Origin of the sequence: Streptomyces cinereoruber, from assembly GCF_009299385.1 — a bacterium.
GTDB lineage: Bacteria > Actinomycetota > Actinomycetes > Streptomycetales > Streptomycetaceae > Streptomyces > Streptomyces bikiniensis.
Genome location: NZ_CP023693.1, coordinates 5,071,250 through 5,084,198 on the forward strand (window position 1 = coordinate 5,071,250; position 12,949 = coordinate 5,084,198).

The window sequence follows — 12,949 nt, forward strand, 5'->3', positions numbered from 1 at the left end:
CGCTGAGTGACCTCACTGGCTGTGGTTTACCAGGTGTGCTCGGGTGGCGGGTGGTGCGACGATGGTATTTATGGGGGACAGGGCAACTCTGTTGGAGACAGGGCGGTTTGTGCAGCGGCATGCCAGGAACGCCGCGGACGAGATCATCGAGGCGGCGGGGGCGCTCGACGCGCTCCCCGGCACCACCGCCGCGCCCGACGCCGTCACCGAGAACGAGACCGAGACCGAGACGGAGGCCCGGCACCGCCGCGCCGCCGAGCACGGCGACCTCGCTTCCATGAGCGCCCTCGGCGCGCTGCTGCTGCGTCGCGGCGACCTCGACGGCGCCGAGCCCTACCTGCGCGGCGCCACCGCCGAGGGGGACCGGGCCGCCGCCAACAACCTGGGCGTCCTGCTGCACCAGCGCGGGTACGCCGACGAGGCCGCCGGCTGGTGGCGGGTCGCCGCCGTCGCCGGCTCCGCCCCCGCCGCCCACGCGCTCGGCCGCCACCACCGCGAGCGCGGCGACGAGCCCGCCGCCGAGTACTGGCTGCGCCAGGCCGCCGAACAGGGCCACGCCCTCGGCGCGTACGCCCTCGCCGACCTCCTGGAGCACCGCGGCGACGTAGGCGCCGAGCGCTGGCTGCGCGCCGCCGCCGAGCAGGGCCACCGCGAGGCCGCCTACCGGCTCGCCATGGCCCTGGAGCGGCGCGCCACCGAGACCACCCGCGGCCCGCACGCCACCGGCACCCGGCTCCCGGTCCCCGGCGCCGCCGAGGGCCCCGCCAGGAGCGTCGCGGGCGCGCCCCCCGGCGCCCTGCTGCCCGACGGCCCCCCGGCCGCCGGGCCCGGGGGCGAACTCGCCGAGGCCGAGCAGTGGTTCCGGCAGGCCGCCGCACGCGGCCACCGGCGGGCCGCGCTCCACCTCGGCGCCATCCTGGAGCAGCGCGGCGACCTCAAGGAGGCCGGCCGCTGGTACCTCAGCTCCGCCAAGGAGGGCGAGGCCAGGGCCGCCTGCGCGCTCGGCTTCCTGCTCCGCGACGCGGGCGACGAGGAGAGCGCCGCCGTGTGGTGGCTGCGGGCCGCCCAGGACGGCGACGGCAACGCCGCCAACGCCCTGGGGGCCCTGCACGCGGCCCGGGGCGAGCAGCAGACTGCCGAGCGCTGGTACCGGGCGGCCATGGACGCGGGCGACGTCAACGGCGCCTACAACCTCGGGCTGCTCTGCGCCGCCCAGGACCGCATCCCGCAGGCCGAGCAGTGGTACCGGCGGGCCGCCTACGCGGGCCACCGCGAGGCCGCCAACGCGCTGGCCGTGCTGCTCCTCCAGGCCGGCGACGCGAACGGCGCCGAGCCGTGGTTCTCCAAGGCCGCCGAGGCCGGCAGCGTGGACGCCGCCTTCAACCTGGGCATCCTGCACGCCGGGCGCGGCGACGACCGCACGGCCCTCGTCTGGTACGAGCGGGCCGCCGCCGCCGGGCACACCGAGGCCGCCCTCCAGGTCGGCATCGCCGCCCTGCGCGACGGCGACGAGCAGACCGCCGAGCGGCACCTGCGGTGCGCGGCGGGCGGCGGCAGCGCCGAGGCCGCCTTCCGGCTCGCCTCGGTCCTCGACGCGCGCCGCCCCGAGCCCGGTCCCGCCGTGCTCGGCGCGCCCCGCGAGGAGAAGAGCGAGTGCGAGGAGTGGTACGAGCGGGCCGCCCGGCAGGGCCACCGGCGCGCCCAGGTGCGGGTCGGGATGCTCGCCGCCGCGCGCGGCGACCTGGCCGAGGCCGACCGCTGGTACCGCGAGGCCGCCGAGGCGGGCAGCCGCAACGGCGCCTTCAACCTGGGGCTGCTGCTCGCCCGCGAGGGCAGTGAGCGCGAGGCCTCCCTCTGGTGGACCCGGGCCGCCCGGGCCGGCCACGGCCGCGCCGCGCTCCGGCTCGCGCTGCTCGCGGCGCGCCGGGGCGAGCTGACCGAGGGGCGCCGCTGGTGCGCCCGCGCGGTGGAGCTGGGCCCGGCGGAGGTGGCCGAGCGGGCGGCACGGCTCAGCGAGGCACTGCACCAGGAACTCACGGCGTGACGGCCGGTCCAGGGGGCGGCGGGCGTTAACGGATTTGCGCTGGTGACGGATGAGCCGTAAGGTTGGGTTCACCGACGCGGGGTGGAGCAGCTCGGTAGCTCGCTGGGCTCATAACCCAGAGGTCGCAGGTTCAAATCCTGTCCCCGCTACTCAGTAGCAAACGAAGGCCCGGATCCGATTCGCTCGGATCCGGGCCTTCGTCGTATCGGCATGTACGAGAAGGCCCCCGCCGGAGCGGGGGCCTTTTTCATGCGCGGCTCAGGCCGTCGTGGCGCAGCTCGGGCAGATGCCCCGGTACGTGACCTCGACCTCGGAGATCGTGAAGCCGAAGCGCTCGCTGTCCGGCAGGTCCGCCAGCGGGTCGCCGCCCGGGTGCACGTCGCGGATCGCGCCGCAGCGGCCGCAGACCAGGTGCTGGTGCGGGCGGTGGGCGTTCGGGTCGTACCGCTTGGCGCGCCCGTCGGTGGCCACCTCGATGACCTCGCCGAGGGTGACCATCTCGCCCAGCGTGTTGTAGACGGTCGCGCGCGAGATCTCGGGCAGCCGCGTCACGGCGCGCGCGTGCACCTCGTCGGCGGTCAGGTGGACATGGTCCCCGTCGAGGACTTCGGCCACGACGCGCCGCTGCGCGGTCATGCGCCAGCCACGTCCGCGCAGTCGTTCCAACAGGTCGCTCATGAGGGTCAGCCTAACAGTCGGTGACAAGATCAGGAACAAGTGTGACTTTGGAGTCGAGCTTGACTTGGACTTTGTCCAATGTAGGATCGTGCTCGGCACTGGCCGCGGCCCACGAGGGGCGGGCCGGAGACAGGACACAGGCATGACGCAGGAGGCGCACGTGACGCAGGGACCGCTCACCACGGAGGCCGGGGCTCCGGTCGCCGACAACCAGAACAGCGAGACCGCGGGCGTCGGCGGGCCGGTCCTCGTCCAGGACCAGCTCCTCCTGGAGAAGCTCGCCCACTTCAACCGCGAGCGGATCCCGGAGCGCGTGGTCCACGCGCGCGGGGCGGGCGCCTACGGCACCTTCACCGTCACCCGGGACGTCTCGCGGTGGACGCGCGCCGCGTTCCTCTCCGAGGTCGGCAAGGAGACCGAGACCTTCCTGCGCTTCTCCACCGTCGCGGGCAGCCTCGGCTCGGCCGACGCGGTCCGTGACCCGCGCGGCTGGGCGCTGAAGTTCTACACCGAGGAGGGCAACTACGACCTCGTCGGCAACAACACCCCGGTGTTCTTCATCAGGGACGCCATCAAGTTCCCCGACTTCATCCACACCCAGAAGCGCGACCCGTACACCGGCTCCCAGGAGGCGGACAACGTCTGGGACTTCTGGGGCCTCTCCCCGGAGTCCACGCACCAGGTCACCTGGCTCTTCGGCGACCGCGGCATCCCCGCCTCGTACCGCCACATGAACGGCTACGGCTCGCACACGTACCAGTGGAACAACGAGGCCGGCGAGGTCTTCTGGGTCAAGTACCACTTCAAGACCGACCAGGGCATCAAGAACCTCACACAGGCCGAGGCCGACCGGCTCGCGGGCGAGGACCCCGACTCGCACCAGCGCGACCTGCGCGAGGCCGTCGAGCGCGGCGACTTCCCGAGCTGGACCGTGCAGGTCCAGATCATGCCCGCGGCCGAGGCGGCGACCTACCGCTTCAACCCCTTCGACCTCACCAAGGTGTGGCCGCACGAGGACTACCCGCCGATCGAGATCGGCAAGCTGGAGCTCAACCGCAACCCGGAGAACGTCTTCGCCGAGGTCGAGCAGTCGATCTTCAGCCCCGCGCACTTCGTGCCGGGCATCGGCCCGTCCCCCGACAAGATGCTCCAGGGCCGCCTCTTCGCCTACGGCGACGCCCACCGCTACCGCGTCGGGATCAACGCCGACCACCTGCCGGTGAACCGCCCGCACGCCACCGAGGCGCGCACGCACGCGCGTGACGGCTTCCTCTACGACGGGCGCCACGGCGGCGCGAAGAACTACGAGCCGAACAGCTTCGGCGGCCCGCACCAGACCGGCCGCCCCCTGTGGCAGCCGGTCCCGGTCGCGGGCGCCACCGGCGACCACCCCGCCCCGCTCCACGCCGAGGACGACGACTTCGTCCAGGCGGGGAACCTCTACCGCCTGATGTCCGAGGACGAGAAGGGGCGTCTCGTGGGGAACCTGGCGGGCTTCATCGCCAAGGTCTCGCGCGACGACATCGCCGAGCGGGCGATCGACAACTTCCGCAGGGCGGACGGAGACTTCGGCAAGCGGCTGGAGGCCGCGGTCCAGGCCCTGCGCGGCTGACGGCGCCTGCCGGGGAAGGAGGGGCCGGCCCCACCCGTGTCCGCACGGGCGGGACCGGCCCCTTCGCGCGTGTTCAGGCGGCGGCGCTGTGCACCGGGATCCAGCAGCGGACGATGTCGCGGACGGAGACGATGCCGACCGGCCCGTTGTCGTCGAGGACGACCAGGTGGCGGAAGCCACCGCGGGTCATCGCCTCGGCGGCCTCCGTCAGGGTCCAGGTGGGCGCGGCGAAGACGACGTCCCGGGTGGTGTGGGCGTCGGCGGTCTCGTGGTCGGGGTTCCGGTCGGCGCCGAGGGCGTCGAGGATGTCGCGTTCGGTCAGGATGCCGAAGCCGCCGGCATCGCTGTCCTGGACGACGGCGGCGCCGACGCGGCGCGCCGACATCAGCCTCGCCGCCTGGCGGAGGGTGTGGGCCGGGCCGATGGTCAGGATCACGGGACTCATGGCGTCGCGGACGAGCATGGAAGGGACCACCTCCTGTTCGAGAACTTTTTCACAAGTTCACAAGTGGGGGGAGTCTCAGAGTGGCACCGGGGGAGGGGGCCGACAAGGGGGCGCGCGAGGCGCTCCCGGGAGCGCCGGGGGGCGCGGAACCTACTGAGGGCCGGTCAGTCCTCCCCGGGTGCCCGCTGGTTCAGGTACGCCAGCAGCTCGCCGTGGAGCAGTCCGTTCGACGCCGCCGCGTTCCCGCTGTGCGGCCCGTGCCGCCCGTCCAGGCCCGTGTACGTGCCGCCGGCCTCCTGGACCACGATCGACACCGCCGCCATGTCCCACAGCGACAGCTCCGGCTCCGCGCAGATGTCCACGGAACCCTCCGCGACCATCATGTACGGCCAGAAGTCGCCGTACGCCCGCGTCCGCCAGCACGCGCGCGTGAGGTCCAGGAAGCCGTCGAGCCGCCCCCGCTCCTCCCAGCCGCTCAGCGAGGAGTACGCGAACGAGGCGTCCGCCAGGGAGGAGACCTTCGAGACCCCGATCCGGGTCGCCGAGGCCAGGCTGCGGCCCGTGTACGCCCCGAGGCCCTTCGCCGCCCACCAGCGGCGGCCGAGCGCCGGCGCCGACACCACGCCCACCACCGGCTGGAAACCGGTCTCCCCGGCCTCCATCAGCGCGATCAGGGTCGCCCAGACCGGCACCCCGCGCACGTAGTTCTTCGTCCCGTCGATCGGGTCGATCACCCAGCGGCGCGGGCCCGAGCCCTCCACGCCGTACTCCTCGCCCAGGATCGCGTCGCGCGGCCTGGCCCGCTGGAGCTGGCCGCGGATCAGCTCCTCCGCCGCCTTGTCGGCCTCGCTCACCGGCGTCATGTCCGGCTTGGTCTCGACCTCGAGGTCGAGCGCCTGGAAACGGGCCGTGGTGGCCGCGTCGGCGGCATCGGCGAGGACGTGGGCGAGACGCAGGTCATCGTGGTAATCGGCCATGGTCGGCACTCTATCGCCGGGCGATCCCGGCCGGCCGGACCGTCCACCGCGGCCCCGGGCTCCTTGACAGGGCGCGGACGCCTGCCGACGCTGTGTACGGGACCGCGCACGGAGCGTGCCGGATCCCGCACCGAAACGTACGGCCCGGGAGGCGCCGATGCCGACTGCCCGCGAGGCCCTGCTCGACGCGGCGCTCGCCGCGCTCGCGCACCGGCCCTGGTCCGCCGTGCGGATGGCCGACCTCGCCGCCGCCGCCCGGGTCTCCCGGCAGACCCTCTACAACGAGTTCGGCAGCAAGGACGGACTCGCCCGCGCCCTCGTGCGCAGGGAGGCCGACGCCTACCTCCAGGGGGTCCGGAAACTGCTCGCCGCCCCCGGCCCGCCCGCCCGGACCCTCGCCGTCCTCGCCGAGTGGATCGTGGCCCGGGCCGCCGCCCGGCCGGTCCTGCGGGCCCTGCTCACCGGCGCCTGGGACGCGCGGCTCCCGGCGCCCCGCCCGGCCAGGCCGGGCGCCCGACCCGCGGCCGTCCCCGCCCAGCGCCGCGCCGACGCCGGCCCGCCCGCCCCGGGGGAGCTGGTGGCGGCGACCGCGGCCTGCGCGGACGAGAGCTGGGCGACCGGCTGCGAACTCGCCGTCAGGATCGCCCTCAGCCACGTCGTCGCGCCCCCCGTGCCGTACGGCGGAACGGCTGCCGGGGCTCAGTGCGCGGAGCCGGAGAGCTGGAGCCCGATGACGCCCGCGATCACCAGGGTGATCGAGACGATCTTGAGGGTGGAGACCACGTCGCCCAGGAAGACCATGCCGTAGATCGCGGTCCCCGCCGCGCCGATCCCCGTCCACACCGCGTACGCCGGACCCACGTCGAGCTTCCGCAGCGCCAGCGTGAGCAGACCGAAGCTGCCCAGGGCGAAGGCCGCGAAGGCGATCGTCGGCCACAGGCGGGTGAATCCGTGCGAGAGCTTGAGGCAGACCGCGAAACCCGTCTCCAGGAATCCCGCCACCACCACCAGCAGCCACGCCATCGTCAGTGCCTCCCACGCCGTCGGTGACCGCTTCGTCGCACTCGGTGCGATTATGCACTTACCTGTACGGAACGGACAGTAGACGCGGGTGGGTCACCGGTGAACGGGGCGCCGGTGAACACGGGCGGGTCAGTCGCCCTCGCGCCGCTCCCGGGTCGCGAGCAGCCGCCGCAGCGAGACGAGCCGCGCCGGATCGGCGTGCCCCTCCGCCACGTACGCGTCGAGCGCGCAGTCCGGCTCGTCGTGGCTGCACGCGCGCGGGCAGTTCTCCGTACCCGGTACGAGGTCGGGGAAGGCGAGGATCACCCGGGAGGGGTCCACGTGGTTCAGGCCGAAGGAGCGCACGCCCGGGGTGTCGATCACCCAGCCGCCCTCCTCGTCGTCCAGCGGCAGGGCGAGCGCCGAGGTCGTGGTGTGCCGGCCCCGGCCCGTCACCGCGTTCACGACCCCGGTGGTGCGCCGCCGCTCCGGCGGCACCAGCGCGTTGACAAGCGTCGTCTTGCCGACGCCGGAGTGCCCCACGAACGCGGTGGTCCGGCCCTTGAGGTGCTCGCGCACCCGCTCGGCGGCGGCCCCGTCGACGAACTCGTCCCGGGTGGTCACCACGTGCGGCACGCCGAGCGCCCCGTACATCTCCAGGAGCGCGTCCGGCGGCGCCAGGTCCGACTTGGTGAGCACGAGCAGCGGGGAGAGGCCCCCGTCGTACGCGGCGACCAGGCAGCGGTCGATCAGCCGGGGCCGCGGCTCGGGGTCGGCGAGCGCGGTGACGATCGCCAGCTGGTCGGCGTTGGCGACGACCACCCGCTCGTACGGGTCGTCGTCGTCGGCCGTGCGCCGGAGCACCGAGGAGCGCTCCCCGATGCGCACGATCCGGGCCAGGGTGTCCTTCTCGCCGGACAGGTCGCCGACCAGCGAGACCCGGTCGCCGACCACGGCGGCCTTGCGGCCCAGCTCGCGCGCCTTCATCGCCGTCACGGGCCGGTCGTCCACCAGACAGGTCAGCCGGCCCCGGTCGACGGTGAGGACCATGCCCTCGACGGCGTCCTCGTGCTTCGGCCGGATGCTGGTCCGGGGGCGGGTCCCCTTGCGGTTGGGCCGCTGGCGGATGTCGTCCTCGTCGGTGTGCTTGCCGTAGCGCCGCATGGCTCAGACTCCGAGCATTTCGGTCCACATCGTCGGGAAGTCGGGCAAGGTCTTGGCCGTCGTCGCCACGTCCTCGATCTCCACGCCCTCGACCGCCAGGCCGATGACCGCGCCCGCCGTCGCCATCCGGTGGTCGTGGTACGTGCGGAAGACGCCGCCGTGCAGCGGGCGCGGGCGGATGTGCAGGCCGTCCTCGGTCTCCGTCACGTCCCCGCCCAGCTCGTTGATCTCCTTGGTGAGCGCCGCGAGCCGGTCCGTCTCGTGCAGCCGCAGATGGGCGACCCCGCGCAGGGTGGAGGGGGAGTCGGCGAGGGCCGCGACCGCCGCGATGCCCGGGGTCAGCTCGCCGACCTCGCCGAGGTCCACGTCGATGCCGTGGATCCGGCCCGTTCCGGTGAAGGTCAGGCCCCTGTCCGTCAGCTCGCAGGAACCACCCATCTCGGTGAAGATCTCCCGCAGCGCGTCACCGGGCTGGGTGGTCCGCGCGGGCCAGTCCGGCACCGTCACCCGGCCGCCGGTCACCAGGGCGGCGGCCAGGAACGGCTGCGCGTTCGACAGGTCCGGCTCCACGACCAGGTCGCGGCCGCGCAGCGCCGAGGGCGTCACCCGCCACACGTCCGGCTCGCCGCCGTGCTCCGGCTCGTCCACCCGGGCGCCGACCGCGCGCAGCATGTCGACCGTCATCCGGATGTGCGGCATCGAGGGCAGCCGCGACCCCACGTGCCGCACCTCCACGCCCTGGTTGAAGCGGGGCGCCGAGAGCAGCAGGGCGCTGACGAACTGGGAGGACGAGGAGGCGTCGATCTCGACCGTGCCGCCGTCCAGGCCCCCGGCGCCGTGGACGGTCATCGGCAGCGCGCCCCGGCCCTCGTCGTCGATCCGGGCGCCGAGCGCGCGCAGCGCGTCGATCACGCCGTGCAGCGGACGCTCGTGGGAGCGCGGGTCGCCGTCGAAGCGCACCGGGCCGTCGGCGAGCGCCGCGACCGGCGGCAGGAAGCGCATGACCGTGCCGGCGTTGCCGACGTCGACGGTCGCGGGGCCGCGCAGCGGCGCGGGGATGATCCGCCAGGCCTCGCCGGACCCGTCCGGACCCACCCCCTCCTCGATCCGCACGCCGAGGGTGCGCAGGGCCTCGGCCATCAGGAGGGTGTCCCGGGAGCGCAGGGGGCGGCGCAGCCAGCCGGGCTCGGCGGCGAGCGCGGCGAGCACCAGGGCGCGGTTCGTGACCGACTTCGACCCGGGCACGGTGACGGTCGCGTCGACGGCGCCACGCGCGTACGGAGCGGGCCAGAGGTCGGTGGACGGGTCGGTGTGCGGGGAAGCTGCTGCGGTCATGTCCTTCACTGTACGGGGGTGTCAGAGGCGCAGAAGCCAGCGCCCGCCGCCGATCAGGCAGCAGATCGACACCGTGTGGAAGAAGATCAGCCACACCCCGGCGGGCACGTGGGTGAGCCGCGCCAGCTGGTCCGCGTCCGAGTCCGGGGCGCCGCCCCGGCGCCGCTTCGCCTGGAGTTCGAAGGCCGGCCGGACACCGCCCAGAAGGAGGAACCAGACCGCCGCGCAGGCGAAGGCGCCCTGCACGTCGGGGCCGGTGAACAGGGAGACGAGGAGGAACGCGGCGCCCGTCAGCAGGACGGTGAGGATCCCGTACGCGTTGCGGACCATCACGAGGAGCGCGAGGAGCAGCGCGGTCGCGGCCCACAGCAGCAGCGTGGTCCGGTGCGTGCCGATCAGGGCCGCGCCGCCGAGGCCGAGCAGCGGGGCCGCCGGATAGCCGGCGGCCAGCGTGAGGACTATCCCGAGCCCGGTCGGGCGGCCCCGGGACACGGTCAGGCCGCTGGTGTCCGAGTGCAGCCGGATCCCTTCGAGGCGGCGGCCGGTGGCCAGGGCCACGATCCCGTGGCCGCCCTCGTGGGCGATGGTGATCGCGTTGCGGGCCGGCAGCCAGAGCCCGCGGACCGCGACGAGGACCAGCGCGCAGCCGGCGGTGATCCAGACGATCCACTCGTCCGGGGCGGGCTGGGTGCCGAGGATGTCGTTCATTCGGCGGAAGGCTCCTCGGTCGCGGGCGGGATCGTGGCAGTGTGGCACGTATGTGCGGACGGTTTGCATCGAGTCGACGGCCCGAGGACCTCGTGGAGGCCTTCGGGGTGGAGCAGTGGGAGCCCGAGGAGACCCTGGCCCCCGACTGGAACGTGGCCCCCACCAAACGGGTCTGGGCCGTTCTGGAGCGTCCCTTGAAGGACGCGGACTCCAAGGAACCGGTTCGCCAGCTCCGCACCCTGAAGTGGGGACTCGTCCCCTCCTGGTCGAAGAACCCGGACGGCGCCGCCCGGATGATCAACGCACGGGCCGAAACCCTCCACGAGAAGCCCTCCTTCAAGCGCGCCTTCGCCTCCCGCCGCTGCATCATTCCCGCCGACGGCTACTACGAATGGGTGACCGGGACGGCCGAACGGGACCTGGAGGTCGAGGGGAAGAAGAAGCGGCCGCGCAAGCAGCCGTACTTCGTGACCCCGGCGGACGGCTCGATCTTCGCGATGGCGGGCCTGTACGAGTTCTGGCGCGACCGGACCCTCCCCGACGACCACCCCTCCTCCTGGTGGGTGACCTGCTCGGTGATCACCACGGAGGCGGAGACCGGGCCGCTGGGCGTGGCCCCGGCCGAAGGACCCCGCTCGCTCGCCGAGATCCACCCCCGGATGCCGCTGATGCTGACGGAGGACCGCTGGGACGCCTGGCTCTCCCCGGAGAACGCCGAGCTCGAAGAGCTGCGCGGACTGCTCGCCCCGCCGCCGGAGGGCCTGATGCGGGCCTACCCGGTGCCGACGGCCGTCAGCAACGTGCGCAACAACGGCCCCGAACTCCTGACGGAGCTGGAGGGCCCGGAGGAGGGCACGCTCTTCTAGAGCCTGTCCGGCTTCTGGAGCCTGTCCGGCTTCTGGGGCCCGCCCGGCGGATCACGCCCGGGGCGGCAGGATGGGGCCGTGACCGACGAAACGACCCCCGAAGCGACGCGCCGCGAGACCGTCCCCACCGACGCCGGAGACGCCCGCGTCACCTGGTACGAGCCGGACGCGGGCCCGGAGCCGTGGGCCGTCCTCGCCCTCGGCCACGGCGCCGGCGGCGGGATCGAGGCCCGCGACCTCCGGGCCCTGGCCGGGGCCCTGCCCGCCCGGGGCGTGACCGTCGCCCTCGTGGAGCAGCCCTGGCGGGTCGCCGGCAAGAAGCTCGCGCCCGCCCCGAAGACCCTCGACACCGCCTGGCGCGGCCTCTGGCCCGCCCTCGCGAAGCCCGGCCTCCCCGTGGTCGCGGGCGGCCGCAGCGCCGGTGCCCGGGTCGCCTGCCGCACCGGACGCGAGCTGGGCGCGACGGCCGTCCTCGCCCTGAGCTTCCCCCTGCACCCGCCGGGCAAGCCCGAGAAGTCCCGCGCCGAGGAGCTCCTCGGCACCGGCCTGCCCACCCTCGTGGTCCAGGGCGGCAACGACCCCTTCGGCCGTCCCGAGGAGTACCCGGAAGGCCCGTACCGCCTCGTCGAGGTCCCGTACGGGGACCACGGCTTCGCCCTGCCCAAGCGCGCGCCCCTCGGTCAGGACGAGGCCCTCGTCCTCCTCGTGGACGGCGTCGTCGACTGGCTCGACGCCATGCGCTGACGCCCCGTCCGCCGCCTCCTCCGCCCCGGGAATGCCGAGCGGGGGGCCGCTGTTGTTCCGTACGTCGTACGACAGCAGGGAAGAGCAAGGAGAGGGAGTCCGTCGCATGGGTTCGACCATCTGCCCGGAGCGCGCGCAGGGCGCTGACCTCGCCTGGACGGTGCTGCCCGCGCCCAAGGGCGCCCCGATTCGGGCGGCGGGCGGAGCGGTTCCTCGTCTATCCTCCGAAACGAGCGGGTCCGCCCCCGGGCTCGCCGCCGCGCTGGAGGAGGTGGGTCCGGTCACTGGGACCGACACAGGGACCGACGACGGCCCCGAGGAGACGACCGAGGAGCGCAACGCGCGCTTCGAGCGGGACGCCCTCGGCTACCTCGACCAGATGTACTCGGCCGCGCTCCGCATGACGCGCAACCCCGCGGACGCGGAGGATCTGGTGCAGGAGACCTACGCCAAGGCGTACGGGTCCTTCCACCAGTTCCGCGAGGGCACCAACCTCAAGGCGTGGCTGTACCGCATCCTCACGAACACCTTCATCAACTCGTACCGCAAGAAGCAGCGCGAACCCCAGCGCAGCGCCGCCGAGGAGATCGAGGACTGGCAGCTCGCCCGCGCCGAGTCGCACATGTCGACCGGCCTGCGCTCCGCCGAGTCCCAGGCCCTCGACCACCTTCCCGACTCCGACGTGAAGGAAGCGCTGCAGGCGATCCCCGAGGAGTTCCGCATCGCCGTCTACCTCGCCGACGTCGAGGGCTTTGCGTACAAGGAGATCGCGGACATCATGGGGACACCCATCGGTACGGTGATGTCCCGACTGCACCGGGGCCGCCGCCAGCTGCGCGGCATGCTCGAGGACTACGCCCGCGACCGCGGGCTCGTTCCCGCGGGCGCCGGAGAGTCGTCGAACGATCTGAAAGGCTCGGGCTCATGAGCTGCGGAGAGCCGCACGAGACGGACTGCTCGGAGGTCCTGGACCACCTCTACGAGTTCCTCGACAACGAGATGCCCGACAGCGACTGCACCAAGTTCGAGGTGCACTTCGAGGAGTGCTCCCCGTGCCTGGAGAAGTACGGCCTGGAGCAGGCCGTGAAGAAGCTGGTCAAGCGCTGCTGCGGCAGTGACGACGTCCCCACCGACCTGCGGGCCAAGGTCATGGGCCGGATCGAGCTGATCCGCTCCGGCCTGCCGGCGCCCGAGCAGGACGTCACGGCGGGCGCGCCCGCGACGCCCGCCCCGCAGGAGTAGCACCGCTCCCGCACGGACGCACGGGCACGGAAGGCCGCCGCGACGCGATCGCGGCGGCCTCCGGCGTAAGTCGGCTTGTATCACCCGAAGGTGCGAATCGCTTCCGGCGCGCCGTCGCGGGCCGCCCGACTC

Annotated in this window: 14 protein-coding genes and 1 tRNA gene; 8 read left to right on the forward strand and 7 right to left on the reverse strand. The window is 73.7% G+C overall.

Features of this window, described 5'->3' with window-relative positions; all coding sequences use genetic code 11:
• Positions 1-61: 61 nt before the first annotated feature.
• A complete protein-coding gene (locus tag CP977_RS23000; protein ID WP_104860404.1) occupies positions 62-2,044 on the forward strand; it encodes a tetratricopeptide repeat protein in 1,983 nt (660 codons plus the stop codon).
• A gap of 75 nt (positions 2,045-2,119) precedes the next feature.
• Positions 2,120-2,193 (forward strand) — tRNA-Met (locus tag CP977_RS23005).
• A gap of 109 nt (positions 2,194-2,302) precedes the next feature.
• Here CP977_RS23005 and CP977_RS23010 read toward each other — a convergent pair.
• Positions 2,303-2,722, reverse strand: coding sequence for a Fur family transcriptional regulator (locus tag CP977_RS23010; RefSeq protein ID WP_079131036.1), 420 nt, complete (start codon positions 2,720-2,722; stop codon positions 2,303-2,305).
• 142 nt (positions 2,723-2,864) lie between these two features.
• Between CP977_RS23010 and CP977_RS23015 the strand changes: the two genes are divergently transcribed.
• The gene (locus tag CP977_RS23015; protein WP_062752324.1) at positions 2,865-4,334 is read left to right on the forward strand and encodes a catalase; all 1,470 of its coding nucleotides are present in this window, start codon (positions 2,865-2,867) and stop codon (positions 4,332-4,334) included.
• A 73-nt stretch (positions 4,335-4,407) separates the two neighbouring features.
• On the opposite strand, the gene CP977_RS23020 is transcribed toward CP977_RS23015, so the two are convergent.
• Together CP977_RS23020 and hisN are read right to left on the reverse strand one after the other, a co-directional pair.
• Positions 4,408-4,797 (reverse strand): CBS domain-containing protein, encoded by a 390-nt coding sequence (locus tag CP977_RS23020; RefSeq protein WP_062752323.1) that lies wholly within the window; start codon positions 4,795-4,797, stop codon positions 4,408-4,410.
• 146 nt (positions 4,798-4,943) lie between these two features.
• Positions 4,944-5,756 carry a histidinol-phosphatase gene (gene hisN, locus CP977_RS23025; protein WP_109185341.1) on the reverse strand — a complete coding sequence of 271 codons (813 nt, stop codon included), beginning with the start codon at positions 5,754-5,756 and terminating at the stop codon, positions 4,944-4,946.
• Between the two features lie 157 nt (positions 5,757-5,913).
• On the opposite strand from hisN, the gene CP977_RS23030 reads away from it, so the two are divergent.
• Positions 5,914-6,564, forward strand: coding sequence for a TetR/AcrR family transcriptional regulator (locus CP977_RS23030; RefSeq protein ID WP_062752321.1), 651 nt, complete (start codon positions 5,914-5,916; stop codon positions 6,562-6,564).
• On the opposite strand, the gene CP977_RS23035 is transcribed toward CP977_RS23030, so the two are convergent.
• The 4 genes from CP977_RS23035 to CP977_RS23050 all read right to left on the reverse strand — a co-directional run bounded on the left by CP977_RS23035 (position 6,456) and on the right by CP977_RS23050 (position 9,965).
• Entirely contained in the window at positions 6,456-6,779 is a 324-nt protein-coding gene (locus tag CP977_RS23035; RefSeq protein ID WP_062752320.1) for a DMT family transporter, read from the reverse strand. The genes CP977_RS23030 and CP977_RS23035 overlap by 109 nt on opposite strands.
• A 129-nt stretch (positions 6,780-6,908) precedes the next feature.
• A complete protein-coding gene (gene rsgA / locus CP977_RS23040; RefSeq protein ID WP_062752319.1) occupies positions 6,909-7,922 on the reverse strand; it encodes a ribosome small subunit-dependent GTPase A in 1,014 nt (337 codons plus the stop codon).
• A gap of 3 nt (positions 7,923-7,925) precedes the next feature.
• Positions 7,926-9,257: a 3-phosphoshikimate 1-carboxyvinyltransferase gene (gene aroA / locus CP977_RS23045; protein WP_104860403.1), complete on the reverse strand. Its 1,332-nt coding sequence runs from the start codon at positions 9,255-9,257 to the stop codon at positions 7,926-7,928.
• Positions 9,258-9,278: 21 nt separating this feature from the next.
• The gene (locus CP977_RS23050; RefSeq protein WP_062752318.1) at positions 9,279-9,965 is read right to left on the reverse strand and encodes a M50 family metallopeptidase; all 687 of its coding nucleotides are present in this window, start codon (positions 9,963-9,965) and stop codon (positions 9,279-9,281) included.
• Between the two features lie 50 nt (positions 9,966-10,015).
• Between CP977_RS23050 and CP977_RS23055 the strand changes: the two genes are divergently transcribed.
• The 4 genes from CP977_RS23055 (at position 10,016) to rsrA (ending at position 12,817) form a co-directional block, all read left to right on the forward strand.
• Positions 10,016-10,831 (forward strand): SOS response-associated peptidase, encoded by an 816-nt coding sequence (locus tag CP977_RS23055; RefSeq protein WP_062752317.1) that lies wholly within the window; start codon positions 10,016-10,018, stop codon positions 10,829-10,831.
• Positions 10,832-10,909: 78 nt separating this feature from the next.
• The gene (locus CP977_RS23060; RefSeq protein ID WP_109185343.1) at positions 10,910-11,575 is read left to right on the forward strand and encodes an alpha/beta hydrolase family protein; all 666 of its coding nucleotides are present in this window, start codon (positions 10,910-10,912) and stop codon (positions 11,573-11,575) included.
• Positions 11,576-11,846: 271 nt separating this feature from the next.
• Positions 11,847-12,503 (forward strand): sigma-70 family RNA polymerase sigma factor, encoded by a 657-nt coding sequence (locus CP977_RS23065; protein WP_030207302.1) that lies wholly within the window; start codon positions 11,847-11,849, stop codon positions 12,501-12,503.
• On the forward strand, positions 12,500-12,817 hold the full coding sequence (gene rsrA / locus CP977_RS23070; protein WP_062752315.1) for a mycothiol system anti-sigma-R factor: 318 nt from the start codon (positions 12,500-12,502) through the stop codon (positions 12,815-12,817). Before CP977_RS23065 ends, rsrA begins: the two co-directional genes overlap by 4 nt.
• The last annotated feature ends 132 nt before the right edge of the window (positions 12,818-12,949 follow it).